Source organism: Bradyrhizobium sp. SZCCHNR1002 (assembly GCF_032381435.1).
GTDB classification, from domain to species: Bacteria; Pseudomonadota; Alphaproteobacteria; order Rhizobiales; family Xanthobacteraceae; genus Bradyrhizobium; species Bradyrhizobium aeschynomenes.
Window position 1 is genome coordinate 168,403 of sequence record NZ_JAUHIS010000007.1, and the last position, 16,115, is coordinate 184,517.

14 protein-coding genes are annotated in these 16,115 nt (G+C 65.0%); 8 read left to right on the forward strand and 6 right to left on the reverse strand.

Features of this window, described 5'->3' with window-relative positions; genetic code table 11:
- Nucleotides 1-12: 12 nt before the first annotated feature.
- Together QX108_RS28190 and mbfA are read right to left on the reverse strand one after the other, a co-directional pair.
- A complete protein-coding gene (locus QX108_RS28190; RefSeq protein ID WP_315783781.1) occupies nucleotides 13-543 on the reverse strand; it encodes a cytochrome b in 531 nt (176 codons plus the stop codon).
- Nucleotides 544-616: 73 nt separating this feature from the next.
- Nucleotides 617-1,588, reverse strand: coding sequence for an iron exporter MbfA (mbfA, locus tag QX108_RS28195; RefSeq protein WP_315783783.1), 972 nt, complete (start codon nucleotides 1,586-1,588; stop codon nucleotides 617-619).
- Between the two features lie 201 nt (nucleotides 1,589-1,789).
- On the opposite strand from mbfA, the gene QX108_RS28200 reads away from it, so the two are divergent.
- Nucleotides 1,790-2,512, forward strand: coding sequence for a hypothetical protein (locus tag QX108_RS28200; protein WP_315722177.1), 723 nt, complete (start codon nucleotides 1,790-1,792; stop codon nucleotides 2,510-2,512).
- A gap of 269 nt (nucleotides 2,513-2,781) precedes the next feature.
- Here the strand turns inward: QX108_RS28200 and QX108_RS28205 are convergent, their stop codons facing one another.
- The 4 genes from QX108_RS28205 to QX108_RS28220 all read right to left on the reverse strand — a co-directional run bounded on the left by QX108_RS28205 (nucleotide 2,782) and on the right by QX108_RS28220 (nucleotide 7,461).
- Nucleotides 2,782-3,168 (reverse strand): hypothetical protein, encoded by a 387-nt coding sequence (locus QX108_RS28205; RefSeq protein ID WP_315783785.1) that lies wholly within the window; start codon nucleotides 3,166-3,168, stop codon nucleotides 2,782-2,784.
- Nucleotides 3,169-3,265: 97 nt separating this feature from the next.
- Complete coding sequence (locus tag QX108_RS28210; RefSeq protein ID WP_315784153.1) at nucleotides 3,266-4,336, reverse strand: alpha/beta fold hydrolase; 1,071 nt, start codon at nucleotides 4,334-4,336, stop codon at nucleotides 3,266-3,268.
- Between the two features lie 243 nt (nucleotides 4,337-4,579).
- Nucleotides 4,580-6,115, reverse strand: a complete 1,536-nt coding sequence (locus QX108_RS28215) for an acyl-CoA synthetase (protein WP_315783787.1) — start codon at nucleotides 6,113-6,115, stop codon at nucleotides 4,580-4,582.
- A 173-nt stretch (nucleotides 6,116-6,288) separates the two neighbouring features.
- Nucleotides 6,289-7,461, reverse strand: a complete 1,173-nt coding sequence (locus QX108_RS28220; protein WP_315783789.1) for an acetyl-CoA C-acetyltransferase — start codon at nucleotides 7,459-7,461, stop codon at nucleotides 6,289-6,291.
- Between the two features lie 138 nt (nucleotides 7,462-7,599).
- Between QX108_RS28220 and QX108_RS28225 the strand changes: the two genes are divergently transcribed.
- From QX108_RS28225 to QX108_RS28255, 7 genes are all read left to right on the forward strand, one after another.
- Nucleotides 7,600-8,259 carry a TetR family transcriptional regulator gene (locus QX108_RS28225; protein ID WP_315722173.1) on the forward strand — a complete coding sequence of 220 codons (660 nt, stop codon included), beginning with the start codon at nucleotides 7,600-7,602 and terminating at the stop codon, nucleotides 8,257-8,259.
- Between the two features lie 90 nt (nucleotides 8,260-8,349).
- The gene (locus QX108_RS28230) at nucleotides 8,350-9,108 is read left to right on the forward strand and encodes an SDR family NAD(P)-dependent oxidoreductase (RefSeq protein ID WP_315783791.1); all 759 of its coding nucleotides are present in this window, start codon (nucleotides 8,350-8,352) and stop codon (nucleotides 9,106-9,108) included.
- Between the two features lie 151 nt (nucleotides 9,109-9,259).
- The gene (locus QX108_RS28235) at nucleotides 9,260-10,066 is read left to right on the forward strand and encodes an enoyl-CoA hydratase/isomerase family protein (RefSeq protein WP_315783793.1); all 807 of its coding nucleotides are present in this window, start codon (nucleotides 9,260-9,262) and stop codon (nucleotides 10,064-10,066) included.
- A 41-nt stretch (nucleotides 10,067-10,107) separates the two neighbouring features.
- Nucleotides 10,108-11,976 (forward strand): AMP-binding protein, encoded by a 1,869-nt coding sequence (locus tag QX108_RS28240; RefSeq protein ID WP_315783795.1) that lies wholly within the window; start codon nucleotides 10,108-10,110, stop codon nucleotides 11,974-11,976.
- A 136-nt stretch (nucleotides 11,977-12,112) separates the two neighbouring features.
- A complete protein-coding gene (locus tag QX108_RS28245; RefSeq protein ID WP_315783797.1) occupies nucleotides 12,113-13,240 on the forward strand; it encodes an acyl-CoA dehydrogenase family protein in 1,128 nt (375 codons plus the stop codon).
- A 154-nt stretch (nucleotides 13,241-13,394) separates the two neighbouring features.
- The gene (locus tag QX108_RS28250) at nucleotides 13,395-14,639 is read left to right on the forward strand and encodes an acyl-CoA dehydrogenase (RefSeq protein WP_315783799.1); all 1,245 of its coding nucleotides are present in this window, start codon (nucleotides 13,395-13,397) and stop codon (nucleotides 14,637-14,639) included.
- 119 nt (nucleotides 14,640-14,758) lie between these two features.
- Nucleotides 14,759-16,006: an acyl-CoA dehydrogenase gene (locus tag QX108_RS28255; RefSeq protein ID WP_315722167.1), complete on the forward strand. Its 1,248-nt coding sequence runs from the start codon at nucleotides 14,759-14,761 to the stop codon at nucleotides 16,004-16,006.
- Nucleotides 16,007-16,115: the final 109 nt, after the last annotated feature.

Genomic DNA, 16,115 nt, shown 5'->3' on the forward strand with positions numbered 1-16,115 from the left:
CTGGTCGGACGATCAGCCCGGCAGCATGCGCTGCATCACGCGGTCGCGATAGACAACGATGTGCGCCAGCGCGGCGCCGACATGCACGATGATCAGGATCAGCAACAGCCACTCGGAGGCCTGGTGCAGGCCGTCGATGGCGCGGTTGCCGGCGGGGTTGTGCGCGGCCAGCATCGGCAGTGGAAACAGATAGAAGAACGACACGCTCCAGCCGCGGAACGAGGCGAACAGCCAGCCGGTGATGGTGCTGGCCAGCACCATCACATAGAGCATCCAATGCACAGCCTCCGAGCTCAGCCGCTGCCACGGCGGCAGCGAGCTCTCCGGCGCCACCGGATGGGTGAGCCGCCAGATCAAGCGCAGCACGATCAGCGCCAGCAGCGTGAGGCCGAACGAGATGTGCAGGATCATCGGCGCGCCCGGCGGCGTGTTGGCGTGCAGATCCGGCATCAGCCAGCCTATCGGATATTGGACGGCGAGCAGCAGCACCACCAGCCAGTGCAGGATCTTTGCGGGGGTGCCGTAGTGCAGGCGTGGTGTCATGACGAGGCTTCCGTGATCAGAGCTGGGGCGCAATCAGCACCGCGGCTGAATGTTCCGCCTGCCGCGGGCGATGCTAGGCCGCGCCGATCAATATCCCCACGCCGAGCACGATGATGCCGCCGAGCACGATCTGGAACACCGCCTGCAGGAACGGCGTGTCCATGTAGCGCGCGCGGATATAGGCAATCGCCCACAGCTCGAAGAACACGACGAGGCACGCGATGGCGGTGGCGATCCAGAACGCATTGGCCCAGGAGTCCGGCACCAGATAGGGCATGGTATGGCCAAGGCCGCCGAGCGTCGTCATCGCGCCGCAGACGGCGCCGCGCAGCCAGGGCGAGCCCCGGCCGGTGAGTGAGCCGTCGTCGGACAGCGCCTCGGCAAAGCCCATGCTGATGCCGGCGCCGATCGAGGCGGCGAGGCCGACCAGGAAGGTCTGGAAATTCTGATGCGTGGCAAAGGCGGCGGCGAATAGTGGAGCCAGGGTCGAGACCGAACCGTCCATCAGTCCGGCGAGGCCAGGCTGCACATATTGCAGCACGAACACGCGGCGGCGCGTCTCGTCTTCCTTGTCCCGGACGTCCGGACTGAGGATCTTGTCGGTGAGTTGCGCCGCGACCTTCTCGTGGCCCTTCTCGGCCTCGGCGAGATCGCCGAGCAGCCGGCGCACGCCGACATCCTTGGCCTGTTCGGCGGCCTTGGCATAGAAGCGCTCGGCCTCGAACTCCATCGTGCCGACCTCCCTGCGGATGGCGTCGAGCGACAGGTTCTTGGTCAGCCAGATCGGCCGTCGCTGCATGAAGCCCTTGACGTTCTCGCGCCGGATCGGCGGCAGGTTCTTGCCGAAGCGCTCCTCATAGAGTTCGAGCAGCATGTGGCGATGGCCCTTCTCCTCCTCGGCCATCTGCTCGAACAGTTTCGCCGAATCCGGATACCGCTCCGCCAGGTCTTCCGCGAAGCTCATGTAGATGCGGCCGTCTTCCTCTTCGGCCGAGATCGCGATCGCCAGGATCTCGCGCTCGGTGAGGTCGGCGAAATTCTTCATTCCAAAGTCCCCGGATTGCCGTTCTCAACATTCGAGTGTTTAGAACGTTTCTAATCTGTATATGGCTCTGCCGCAGCGCGGTCAAACTGCTGCCGCGCCGCGGCCGCGAAACATATCGTGAGGTCGCATTCAGGCCCCAGTCAGGGAACCCATAGGCAAAATCAACGTTCGCGCTTCCGCTTGTTTACCTAAGGAGTTCCAATGACCAGCGTCAAATACAGGCTGAATGATCCAGGACTGGCGCCGCGGCGGACCAGGATGGACATTCCGGGCTGGGCCGGCGAGCGGCAGCCGCGCGCGAATGGCTCGCACGAGCAGGTCTGGCACTGCGTGCCGTTCTCCGAAGGCGCGCAATACGGCATCGAGCTGTTCTACCCCTATGATTTCGAGCTGCAGGTCACGACGCGCGACGGCAAGCTGGAGATCACTGGCGATTGGGGCGAGCCGCCCAGCCCCGGGCTGCAATGGCCGCCATTCCGAAATTTTGGCGGCGCGTTCTACACCTATCAGATCCTGCTCGATCTCAAGGTGCCCCCGGGCTTTGCAATCCGGACCGAGCCGCATCCGCGCTTCTACACCGATCGCACGGATACCTGTCCGATCGCGGTGCCGGCACTGGTGCGCAACTTCTGGCCGATGCTGTTCTTCTGCGTGTTCAAGGCGCCGGCGGAGGGACGAACGCACATCTTCCGCCCGGGCGAGCCGTTCGCGCAGGTGATCGTGATTCCGGAGGAAGCCAATTTTACGGTGGAGCCGATGAGTCCCGACGAGGCGGCGGAGCGCGAGCTGCAGTCGCGCCGCATCCACGCCAGCCGGCCCGTGCTCGCCAAGGAGACCGAATGGGTGTCGAGCACCGACACGGTGTTCGACGGCACCTACCGCCATCTCCACCGCGCGGCCAAGGAGAAGGCGCGTAAGTCCTGACGCTGATCAGACAATCGTATCGGATGTCAGAAGTACACGTTTTTCTCTCCTCGTCGTCATGGCCGGGCTTGTCCCGGCCATCCACGTCGGTCCCAGCGCGCTGAAAGACGTGGATGCCCGGGACAAGCCCGGGCATGACGGAGAAACAAATTCACAGGCCTGCTCGTCGCGACAGTCCCCTGTCTCCCAATGATGCTCTCATGCCCTTTTCTCAAATGACGAGCGCCGACCTCGCGGCCGGCGCCCTTTGCCTTCTTACCGCACCACGATCAATAGCGATCGTAGTACCAGTGGTGATGGTGATGATGGTGGTGGTGATGGTAGTACCGGCGCGGCACCACATAGACCCGGGGACCGTAGCCATATCCATAGCCGGGGCCGTAGCCATAGCCGCGCCAGTAGCCATGGTGATGGTGGTGATGATGATGGTGGTGATGATACCACTGCGCCAACTGCACCTTCGGCTCGGCCTCCGGCGGCGCCTGCTCGTCGAGCGCCTGCAGCACCTTGGCGGCGTTAGGGATCGGCTCGAGCAGGTCGGCGTAGGAATTGGCCTTCAGCACGTCGGTGGGGGCGGGAGCCGCCGATGCCTGTGCCGTGCCGAGCGCGCCGACAGCGGCAACCGCGCCCAACAAGCCTGCGATCTTCTTATCCATGAATTCATCTCCTGATGCGCATCGCCCGGATGCCAAAACGTCGCACCCCGAATGTTCGTTCCTCGATTCGCCTGATGAGGCCGCAACGCGTCCAAAATCAGGCTGTCGATTTGTTCAGGAACGTGAACAGGAGCTCGTTGACCTTGTCATGTTGCTCCTGCTGCACCCAATGTCCGGCGCGGTCGATCAACTCGCACAAGATCATCCTGGTGCAGACTCGGGATTGCATCGCTTCAACCACGCCGGGCCGTTGGTAGATGCCCCAGTCTTGCAGGCCGGAGATGAATGCGGACGGAACGTCGATCGTGCGATCCGACCAGGTCTGCAATTCCGCGTCGAACAGGCCTGACGTGCCGCAGCGATACCATTGCAGGCCGCCCTGGAAGCTTGTTCGTTCATATTCGGCGGCGTAGACCGCGAGCTCATGATCCGGCAGCCAGCGGTTGGCTGCGATCGTCGCCGAGTCAGGCATCACCTCCGCGACGGTCTCGGCCATCGTCTTGCCGAGATCCATCACGTAGTAGGTCGGCAGCTTGGCAAGATCGTCTGCAGTCCATGCCTGCAACGGAGTGGGCTTGTTGTCAGGCCAATCCGCGCTCTTGTGATGATAGTAGGCGCGCAGAAAATCATGCAGACCCTGTGGCGCGCGATGCATATCCGCGTTCGCCTCTGGCGTCGAGTAGTACCATTGATAGTGCTTGCGCGGCCGCGGCAGCGCCGCGAGATCGCGATGCACGGGATCGTCGGGCGGAGCAAGAGGGTGGTTGGCGATGTCGAACGGCGCCGCCGGTGGACCCGCGAACGGCGCGCTCATCATCACGACCGATCGGAACACGTCGGGACGGATCAGGGCACACCATGCTGCGACCGGGCTGCCGAAATCATGCCCGACGACCGCCGCGACGTGGCGATGGCCGAACGCATAGACCACGCCCAGCGCATCGCGCACCAGATTGGTGAGGCGGAACGGCGCGAGGTCGCCGTCATAGTCGGCGCTCCAGCCGGTGGTGCGACCATAGCCGCGCTGGTCCGGCGCTAGCACGTGGTAGCCCGCGGCCGCCAGCGCCGGCATCACCTTGCGCCAGCTATAGGCGAGCTCGGGAAAGCCGTGCAGCAGCAGTATGCATGGCCGGTCCGATGTTTCGAACCCGGCTTCGAGCACATGCATGCGCAAGCCGTTGATGCCGTCGACGTAGCGCGAGCGGATGGCGGAGGGAAGGGGGAGAGGGGGAAGGGCTGGTAGTTGAGAAGGAGAGGTCATCGTGGCCCTCATCAGTGTCGTCCCGGCCTTGAGCCGGGACCCATCACCACAGGATAACGTGGTAAGGCTTGCTGGCAGCTCCAGCCTTCGCAAAACATGCGACGGTGGCTATGGGTCCCGGCTCGAGGCCGGACGACACCGTGGGCGGAGCTATGCCGCGCCCTTCTTCGGCCAGTAGCGCTCGCGCAGGTGGCGCTTGACCAGCTTGCCGGTCGGCGTGCGCGGCAGCTCCGGCTCGAAGTCGATCGAGCGCGGGCATTTGATCGGCGACAGATGCTGGCGGCAGAACAGCATCAGCTGTTCTTCCAGCGCCTTGCCGGCCCGCGTCATGTCGTGCGGCTGCACGACAGCCTTGACCTCCTCGCCCATCTCCTCGTTCGGCACCCCGAACACGGCGACATCGGCGACATCAGGATGGGTGATGAGCACGTCCTCGGTCTCCTGCGGATAGATGTTCACGCCGCCGGAGATGATCATGTAGGACTTGCGGTCGGTGAGATAGAGGAAGCCGTCGGCGTCGAGATAGCCGACGTCGCCGAGCGTCGACCAGCCCTTGTCGTTGTAGGCGCGCTTCGTCTTCTCCGGATCGTTGTGATAGGAGAAAACAGGCGCATCGGCGAAATAGACCGTGCCGATCTCGCCGGTCGGCATCTCCTGGTCGTCCTCGCCGAGGATCTTGATCTTGCCGACCACGGCGCGGCCGACGCTGCCGCGATGCTCAAGCCATTGCTTCGAGTTGCAGACGGTGACGCCGTTGCCTTCGGAGCCGGCATAGTACTCGATCAGGATCGGTCCCCACCACTCGATCATCCTGGCCTTGACGTCGACAGGGCAGGGCGCCGCGGCATGGATCGCGCCCTTCAGGGTCGAGACGTCGTACTGCTTGCGGACGTCTTCCGGCAGTTTGAGCATGCGCACGAACATCGTCGGCACCAGCTGCGACTGCGTCACCTTGTACTTCTCGACCAGCCGCAAGAACTCCTCGGCGTCGAAATGCTCCATGATGATCGACGTGCCGCCGAGCGTGATCGCCATCATGTTGAAGCGCAGGGGGGCCGCATGATACAGCGGCGCCGGCGACAGATAGATGCTCTCGGCATTCATGCCGCACATGTCGGCGCAGAGCACGCGCAGGAACTGGTTGGGCTGGTCGATCGGATTGCCCTCGAAATCCTTCTTGATGCCCTTCGGCCGCCCGGTGGTGCCCGACGAGTACAGCATGTCGTAGCCGGCGACCTGGTCTGCGATCGGCGTCTTGGGCTGCGCGCCGGCCTCCTTGTCCCAGGAGCGGAAGCCGGGCTCGGGCTCGTCGACCATGAAGAACAGCGGGCCGTCGGCCGTGACGAGGTCGCGGACCTGCTCGGCGCATTTCGGCGAGGTGATGAAGACCTTGGCGCCGCAATCCTTGATGATGTAGGCGATCTCGTCCTTGGTGAGATAGCGGCTGATCGCGGTGTAGTAGAGACCGGAGCGCTGAGCGGCCCAGGCGATCTCCATGAAGGCGAGCCGGTTCTCCATCAGGAAGGCGATGTGGTCGCCGGCCTTCAGCCCGAGCGATCGAAACAGCTGGGCGCCCTGATTGGAGAGCTCATCGAGCTCGCGATAGGTGATGGCCTTGCCGGTGCCGGCCATCTGATAGGCGATCTTGTCGGGATGGCTTTGGGCATAGACGGACGGGTGGGTCATGATGGGCTCACCGCTAAATCAGGAAAATGGTGTCGTCCCGGCCTTGAGCCGGGACCCATAACCACAGGGGCCTGTGGTGAAAGCGAGCTGTGGCTTCCAGCTCGCCCGACATTCAATTCGGTGGCTATGGGTCCCGGCTCGAGGCCGGGACGACACCGGTGGTGTTGCGAGAGCTACAGCCGCTCGACGATCGTCACGTTGGCCATGCCGCCGCCTTCGCACATGGTTTGCAGGCCATAGCGCTTGTTGCGCTGCTTCAGCGCATGCAGCAAGGTCGTCATCAGCTTGGTGCCGGAGCCGCCGAGCGGATGGCCGAGCGCGATGGCGCCGCCGTTGACGTTGAGACGGCTGGGATCGGCGCCGGTGGTCTTCAGCCAGGCGGTCGGCACCGAGGCGAACGCCTCGTTGACCTCGTAGAGATCGATGTCGTCGATCGACATGCCGGCCTTCTGCAGCGCGCGCTGCGTTGCCGGCAGCGGGGCTTCCAGCATGATCACGGGATCGCCGCCCATCATGGTCATGTGGTGCACGCGCGCCAGCGGCTTGACGCCGAGCGATTTCAGGCCGCGCTCGTTGACGACCATCACGCCCGAGGCGCCGTCGCAGATCTGGCTGGCGGAGGCCGCGGTCAGCTTGCCGTTCTCGGCGATCAGCTTGACGCCCTTGATGCCGTCGAGGCTGACGTCGAAGCGGATGCCTTCGTCGATATGATGCGTGTCGGTCGATCCATCCGCGCGGGTGATCTGCAGCGGGATGATCTCGTCCTTGAAGTGTCCCGCTTGCGTTGCGGCGATCGCGCGCTGGTGGCTCTGATAGGCGTATTCGTCGAGCTCATCCTTGGAGAGACCGTACTTCTCCGCCATCATCTCGGCGCCGGTGAACTGGCTGAACTGGATGTTCGGATACCGGCTCTCCATGCTCGGGCTCTTGTAGTGCCCGAAGCCGTTCTTCGCCGGCAAGGTCGAGGACAGGCCCATCGGCACGCGGGTCATCGACTCCACGCCGGCCGCGATCACCACGTCCATCGCGCCCGACATCACCGCCTGGGCGGCGAAATGCAGCGCCTGCTGTGACGAGCCGCACTGCCGGTCGATCGAGGTGCCCGGCACGCTCTCCGGCAGCTTCGAGGCCAGCACCGCATTGCGCGCGATGTTGGTGGACTGCTCGCCGGTCTGCATGACGCAGCCCATGATCACATCCTCGACCTGGTCCGGCGCGGCGCCGGAGCGCTCGACCAGCGCGTCCAGCACCTTCGCCGCCAGATCCGCCGGATGCCAGCCGGACAGACGCCCGCCCTTGCGACCGCCGGCCGTGCGCGCAGCCGCGACGATATAGGCTTCCGCCATGACGTTTCCTCCCTAGACTTGGTTCGTTGATTGGGAGGGATTTAAATGCGCGATTGAGCTTTAGTCAATCGATCAATTAACTCTTGAGATCGACTTCGGCTTCGGCTTATCTGGCCGCAACAATCGATGGGAAACGCCTTGGGACCTCAGCTGCAGACCAGCGCGCCGGAGAAGCTTGCCGTGGGGCGGAATGCCACCGCGGAAAAGCTGCTGGACGCCGCCAGCGAGCTGATGATCGCGAGGTCCTCGATCGAGATTTCGCTCAGCGACATCGCCCAGAAGTCCGGCTCCAATGCCGCGCTGGTGAAATACCATTTCGGCAACAAGGACGGCCTGCTGCTGGCGCTGCTCGCGCGCGACGCCGCCACCGAGGTCGCCAATCTCGAATATCTGCTGGCGCAGCCGCTGCCGCCGACGGCCAAGCTGAAGCTGCACATCAGCGGCATCATCCGCGCCTATCACCGGTTTCCCTATATGAACCGGCTGATCCATTATCTGCTGCACGAGAGCAGCGCCGAAGCTGCCGACGAGGTGTCGAAATTCTTCGTCGCGCCGCTGCTGGAATTCCATCGCCGGCTGATCGAGGAGGGCATCGCCAAGGGCGAGTTTCGCGCCGTCGATCCCGTGCTGTTCTACACCAGCCTGATCGGCGCCTGCGATCACCTGTTCTTCGGCCGCCACGCCATGTCGCGCGCGATCGGCGTCGGCCCGGTCACCGACGAGGTCTGCCGCCAGTACATCGCCCATATGGAGGCGCTGATCTGCGGCGGGATATTGAAACGGGCGAATGGCGAATAGGGGGTAGCGAATAGGGGGGAAGAGCATCCTTCTCTATTCGCTACTCCCTATTCGCTATTCGCCGAAAACAGACAAAGGAGGAAACGCACCATGCAACTCAACAACGTTGCCGTTCTCATCACCGGCGGTGGCTCGGGTCTCGGCGCCGCCACGGCGCGCGCCATGGCGGCCAAGGGCGCCAAGATCGCCGTGCTCGATCAGAGCCTGGAGAATGCCGAGAAGGTCGCCGCCGAGCTCAAGGGCGTCGCCCTGCATGCCGACGTCACCAATGAGGAGCAGGTCAAGGCCGGCATCGCCAAGGCCGAGGCCGCGCATGGCATCGCCCGCGTGCTGGTGAACTGCGCCGGCATCGGCGGCTCGCAGCGCATCGTCGGCAAGGACGGCGTCTATCCGCTGGCGAAGTTCGCGCGCATCATCAACGTCAATCTGATCGGCACCTTCAACGTGCTGCGCCTGTTCGCCGAGCGCCTGGTCACCGCCGAGCCAATCGGCGAGGAGCGCGGCGTTGCGATCAACACCGCCAGTGTCGCGGCCTATGAAGGCCAGATCGGCCAGATCGCCTATTCGGCCTCGAAGGGCGGCGTCGTCGGCCTGACCTTGCCGGCCGCGCGCGATCTCGCCAGCCAGAAGATCCGCGTCAACACCATCGCGCCCGGCCTGTTCCTGACGCCGCTGCTGATGGGCCTGAACGAAGAGGCCCGCAAGAGCCTCGGCGCCCAGGTGCCGCATCCGGCCCGTCTCGGCGACGCCTCGGAATACGGCAACCTCGCCGTCCACATCGTCGAGAACCCGATGCTGAACGGCGAAACCATCCGCCTCGACGGCGCCATCCGCATGGCCCCGCGCTGACGCACATTCCGCCGTCGTCCCGGCCTTGAGCCGGGACCCATACTCCGCGGCGTCTGTGAGAAGCACTCGGCAGACGCCGCGCTCTGACCAAACAAGCCGGTGGCTATGGATCCCGGCGTTCGCCGGGATGACGGTGAGGAGAGAGCGCGCCATGTCCCAACCGCTGCTGATCGAGCATGACAATGGTGTCGACCGGGTGACGCTCAATCGCCCGGAGAACCTGAACGCGCTCGACACGGCGCTGATCGATGCGCTCAACGCCTATTTCGAAAGCCTCCAGCGCAATCGCACGACGCGCGTCGTCGTGCTCAAGGGCGCCGGCAAGAATTTCTGCGCCGGCCTTGATCTTAAGGCCGCCATGCAGCGCCGCGGCGGCGTCAACGAGCCGCCAAGCGTCGCCGACTCCCTGGACTCGCAACGCCGCATCGCCGACATCGTGATGCTGATGCGGCGCTGTCCGCAGCCGATCATCGCGCTGGTGCAGGGCGCGGCCGCCGGCGGCGGCTTCGCCCTGGCGCTCGCCGCCGACATTCGCATCGCCGCGCGCTCGGCGCGGATGAACTGCGCCTTCATCAAGCTCGGCTTAGGGGGCTGCGACATCGGCACCAGCTACTTTTTGCCGCGCCTCGTCGGCGTCTCCGTCGCCTCCGAGCTGATTCTCACCGGGCGTTTCATCGGCGCCGAACGCGCTCTGATGGTCGGACTGGTGTCGGAGATCGTCGAGGAAGACACGCTCGAGAGCGCCGCGGTGCCATTCATCGAGGCCATGATGACCGCCTCGCCGGTCGGGCTCCGCCTGTCGAAGGAATGTCTCAACATGAGCGTCGATGCCTCATCGATCGAAGCCGTCATCGCCATGGAAGACCGCAACCAGGTGCTGTGCAGCCGCTCGGAAGATTTCAAGGAAGGCATTGAAGCCTTTCTCCAGAAGCGCAAGCCGGTCTATACCAACCGCTAGATATCAAGATCCGCAAAGGACGATATTTCGGGAGACGCAAAATGGACGGGACGGCAGCGAAGGTGTTGGAGAAGCCGGCATTCCGCAAGGTCAACTGGCTGGCGCGAGATATCGACGTCGAGCGTCGCGCGGACGGCGTGATCGTCATCAAGTCGCGCATTCCGCTGCAGGCCTATGAGCCGCATCTCGCCGCGCCGCTCGCCCGCTGGGCCAAGGAGGCGCCGGCGCGAACATGGCTCGCGCAGCGCACCGGCCCGGAGCGGCAATGGCGCAAGCTGTCCTATGCGGAGGCCAAACGGACGGTCGACGGACTGACGCAGGGCCTGCTCAATCTGAAGCTCGACGGCCGCCCGGTCGCGATCCTCTCCGGCAATTCCATCGAGCATGCGCTGATGACGTTCGCTGCGATGCAGGCGCGCTCCCCGGCGGCGCCGGTGTCACCGGCCTATTCGCTCATGAGCCACGATCACCTCAAGCTGAAATATCTGTTCGGTCTGGTGAAGCCCGGCGTGGTGATGGTGCAGGACGGGCCGACCTTCGAGAAGGCGCTCAAGGCGCTCGATCTCGACGGCGTCACCGTCGTTCATGTCGCGCGTCCTTGCGAGGGCATTCCGAGCGTCAGCTTCGCCGATCTCGCTGCGACGCCGGTGACAGCCGAGGTCGACGCCTCGATCGCGCAGATCACGCCGGACACCGTCGGCAAGCTCTTGTTCACGTCCGGCTCGACCGGCATGCCCAAGGCGGTCATCAACACCCAGCGGATGATGTGCGCCAATGCGGCGATGATGATGCAGACGCGGCCGCGTGCGCCGGATGCGCCGATCTCCACGGTCCTGGACTGGATGCCGTGGAATCACACGATGGGCGGCAATGCGGCGTTCAACCCGCTGCTGATCGATGGCGGCACGCTGTACATCGACGACGGCCGCCCGATGCCCGGGATGTTCGAGGAGAGCCTCCGCAACTTGCGCGAGGTGTCGCCGACCTACTATGCCAACGTTCCCGCCGGCTACGCCGCGCTCGCCGCGGCGATGGAGAAGGACGATGCGCTGTGCCGCTCCTTCTTCAAGGATCTGGGCATCATGGCCTATGGCGGCGCGCGGCTGCCGGACGATCTCTATGAGCGCATGCAGGCGCTGGCGGTGAAGACCACCGGGGAGCGCATCGTATTCTACACCGGCTGGGGCTCGACCGAGACCGCGCCGACCTCGACCGGCACCTATTGGAACACCGAGCGCGTCGGCCTGATCGGCCTGCCGTTCCCCGGTGTCGAGCTGAAGATGGTGCCGACCGGAGACAAATACGAACTGCGGCTGCGCGGCGTCAACGTGATGCCCGGCTATTTCGGCCAGCCCGAGCTGACCAGGAAGGCGTTCGACGACGAAGGCTTCTACTGCATCGGCGACGCCGGCGTGTTCGTCGATCCCAACGATCCCGTGCAGGGCATCATCTTCGCCGGACGCGTGGTCGAGGATTTCAAGCTGACCACCGGTACCTTCGTGCATGTCGGTTCGCTGCGCACCGATGCCATCGCAGCGGCGACGCCGGCGATCCACGACGCGCTGGTGGCGGGGCAGGACCGCGACTACATCGGTCTATTGGCATGGCCGAACCTGCATGCCTGCCGGCAACTGGTCGGCAATCCTCAGGCGACGTTCGAGGACGTGGTGAAGCATCCCTCCGTGATCGATTGCGTCCGCCGCGGTCTCCAGGCGCACAACAAGGAGTGCGAGGGCGCCAGCAGCCGGCGTATCGGCCGCGTCATGCTGATGGTCGAGCCGCCGTCGATCGACGGCCATGAGCTGACCGACAAGGGCTACATCAACCAGCGCGCCGGCCTGGAACGCCGCGCCGCGCTGGTCGAGCGGCTCTATGCCGCGACGCCCGACAGCGACGTAATCGTGCTGTGATGAGATTTTTTTGATTCCGTCATTCCGGGGCACTCGCGAAGCGAGTGAACCCGGAATCCAGAAGTTAATCACATCGAGATTCCGGGTTCGATGCTGCGCATCGCCCCGGAATGACGCCAAGAAGCGAGTAACGGCCATGAACTTCGATTTCTCCGACGACCAGAAACAGCTGCGGGACCAGGCGCGGAAATTCCTCGCCGAGAAGTGTCCGCCGAAAGCCGTGCGCGCCGTGCTCGACGGCAAGGAGGCCTATGACCGCGCGTTGTGGAAGGGCTTTGCCGAGATGGGCTTTCTCGGCGTCGCCATCCCCGAGGAATATGGCGGGGCGGGTGCCGGCCACCTCGAACTCTGCGTGATCGCAGAAGAAGTCGGCCGCGCGCTGGCGCCGGTGCCGTTCTCCTCGACCGTCTATCTCGCGGCGGAAGCGCTGATGCTCGCCGGCAGCGATGCGCAGAAGCAGGCTTGGCTGCCGAAGATCGCGAGCGGCGAGACGATCGGCACGCTCGCGCTGTTCGAGGGCACCGGCAATCCGTCGCCGAAGGCGATCAAGCTCGAAGCTAGCAACGGCGTGCTCAACGGCACCAAGAAGCCGGTCGCCGACGGCGCCATCGCCGATCTCATCATCGTCGCCGCGCGCACGGCCTCGACCGGCCGCGACAGCGACATCTCGTTGTTCCTGGTCGACGCCAAGGCCGGCGGCGTCGAGGCCAAGGCGCTGACCAATCTCGATCCGACCCGCGGCCAGGCCGAGCTCACCTTCACGAATTGCAAGGCCGAGCCGCTCGGCGCAGCCGGCGAGGGCTGGAGCATCATCAGCCAGGTGCTCGACCGCGCCGCGGTGCTGACGGCGTTCGAGCAGGTCGGCGGCTCCGACCGCGCGCTGGAGATGGGCCGCGACTACGCGCTCGACCGCATCGCCTTCGGCCGGCCGATCGGCTCGTTCCAGGCGGTCAAGCACATGCTGGCCGACATGTATGTCTCGGCGACCCTGGCACGCTCGAATGCGTACTACGGCGCCTGGGCGCTCTCGACCAACGCGCCGGAATTGCCGGAGGCTGCGGCCTCGGCGCGCATCAGCGCAACGCAGGCCTATCAGCATTGCGGCAAGAACAACATCCAGGTCCATGGCGGCATGGGTTTCACCTGGGAGTTCGATTGCCACATGTACTACCGCCGCGCCAACGCGCTCGCGCTCGGCCTCGGCAGCCTGTCGTACTGGGAAGACCAGCTGATCGACCGCATGCGCAAGCGCAACGCGGCGTGAGCCAAGCCCGTCATTCCGGGGCGCTCGCGCGCGCAAAATGGCAAGGCCATTTTGCGCAGAGCGAGCGAACCCGCAATCCAGAGGTTATCACTTCGAGATTCCGGGTTCGATGCTGCGCATCGCCCCGGAATGACGACCTAGAAGGGATGAGACGATGAACTTCGATGACACCCCGCAGGAGGCCGCGTTTCGCGCCGAGGCGCGTAGCTGGATCGCCGCGAACGCGCCCAAGCAATACGAGGACGAGCTGCGCGCCTCCTCGCTCGGACGCACCGCGCTGAAGAACGCCAACATTCTCGAGGTCGCAAAAGCCTGGCAGAAGAAGAAGGCCGACGCCGGTTGGGCGTGTCTGCACTGGCCGAAGGAGTATGGCGGCCGCGGCGCCTCGCCGATCGAGCGCGTGATCTGGCAGCAGGAGGAGGGGCCGTTCGGCAAGCTCTCCGGCCTGTTCATCATCGGCCACGGCATGTGCGGCCCGACTGTGATGGCCTACGCCTCCGAGGAACATAAGCGGCAATATCTGCCACCGCTGGCGTCCGGCGAGAAGGTGTGGTGCCAGCTGTTCTCCGAGCCGGCCGGCGGCTCCGATGTCGCCGGCCTGCGCACCCGCGCCGAGAAGCGCGGCGACGACTGGGTGATCAACGGCCAGAAGATCTGGACCTCGGGCGCGCACTACTCCGACTACGGCATCCTGCTGACGCGCACCGATCCGACGGTGCCGAAGCACAAGGGCCTCACGATGTTCTTCCTGGACATGAAGAGCCCCGGCGTCGAGGTCCGCCCGATCAAGCAGGCCAGCGGCCACTCGGATTTCAACGAGGTCTATTTCACCGATGTCGTGATTCCGGATTCGCAGCGGCTCGGCGCGGTCAATGACGGCTGGAACGTCGCGCTCACGACGCTGATGAACGAGCGCATGTCGATCGGCGCCGGCGTCTCCACCGGCTTCCCCGAGCTGTTCGACTTCTGCTCGAACGTCATGCTCGACGATCGGCCGGCGATCGAGGACCGCAACGTGCGCTCCAAGCTCGCGAGCTGGGCGGTGAAAGCGAGCGGGCTGAAATACACCAGCATGCGCGCGATCTCGGCGCTGTCGAAAGGCGAGCGCCCGGGGCCGGAGAACTCGATCGGCAAGCTCGTCGCCGGACCGATGATCCAGGACGTCGCGGCCTACGCGCTGGATCTGCAGGGCGCCGCTGGCGTGCTCAGCGGCCCCGAGGCGGAGGTCGCCGGCAAATTCCAGGCGATGCTGCTGCGCGCGCCCGGCACGCGCGTCGAAGGCGGCACCGACGAGATCATGCGCAACATCATCGCCGAGCGCGTGCTCGGCCTGCCCGGCGACATCCGCGTCGACAAGGACCTGCCGTTCAACCAGGTCCCGACCAAGGGGCGGGCGTAGTTGCTGTCATTCCGGGGCGCCGCGGAACGCGGCGAACCCGGAATCTGGAGCTGATCAAGTCGAGATTCCGGGTTCGCGCTGCGCGCGCCCCGGAATGACGAACGGGAAAGAGAACGACCATGAATTTCGACGACACCCCGCAGGAAGCCGCCTTTCGCGAGACCGCGCGCGCCTGGGTCGCGGCCAACGCGCCGAAGGAGCTCGAGGAGGAGCTCGCGAGCTCCTCGCTCGGGCGCATCCGGCTCAAGCACGCCGACATCGTCGAGGTCGGCAAGGCCTGGCAGAAGAAGAAATCCGACGCCGGCTGGGCCTGTCTGCATTGGCCGAAGGAGTATGGCGGCCGCGGCGCCACGCCGATCGAGCGCGTGATCTGGCAACAGGAGGAGGGCGTCTACGGCAAGCTGACGCAGCCGTTCCAGATCGGCGAGGGCATGTGCGGTCCGACCGTGATGGCCTATGGCAGCGAGGAGCACAAGCGCCGCTATCTGCCGAAGCTCGCCTCCGGCGAAGAGATCTGGTGCCAGCTGTTCTCCGAGCCCGCGGGCGGCTCCGACGTCGCAGGCCTGCGTACGCGCGCGGAGAAGCGCGGTGACGACTGGGTCATCAACGGCCAGAAGATCTGGACCTCGGGCGCGCACTATTCGGACTACGGCCTGCTGATCACGCGCACCGATCCCAATGTGCCGAAGCACAAGGGGCTCACGATGTTCTTCCTGGACATGAAGAGCCCCGGCGTCGAGGTCCGTCCGATCAAGCAGGCCAACGGCATGCAGGAGTTCAACGAGGTCTATTTCACGGACGTTGTGATCCCTGACTCGCAGCGCCTCGGCGCGGTCGGCGACGGCTGGAACGTGTCGCTGACGACCTTGATGAACGAGCGCATGTCGATCGGCGCCCGGCTCGCCACCGGCTTCCCGGAGATGTTCGAGTTCTGCGCCAACCTGATGACCGACAACGGTCTGGCGATCGACGACCGTGCGACCCGCTCGAAGCTGGCGTCCTGGGCCGTCAAGGCGAGCGGCTTGAAGTACACGAGCTACCGCGCGATCTCGGCGCTGTCCAAGGGAGACCGTCCCGGGCCGGAAAACTCGATCGGCAAGCTGGTCGCCGGGGTCATGCTGCAGGACATCGCGACCTACGCCATGGACCTCGAAGGCGCGGCCGGCGTGCTCACCGGCGCGGACGAGGCGGAGACGCAGGGCCAGTTCCAGCAGATGCTGCTGACCTCGCCGTCGATGCGCATCGCCGGCGGCACCGACGAGATCCTGCGCAACATCATCGCCGAGCGCGTGCTCGGCCTGCCCGGCGACATCCGGGTCGACAAGGATGTGCCGTTCAACAAGGTCCCGACCAAGGGACGCAATTAGACCCTCATCCTGAGGAGCTGCGCAGCAGCGTCTCGAAGGATGAGGCCCGTGATGTGGCCTCATGGTTCGAGACGGCGCTGCGCGCCTCCTCACCATGAGGAGTGAGATC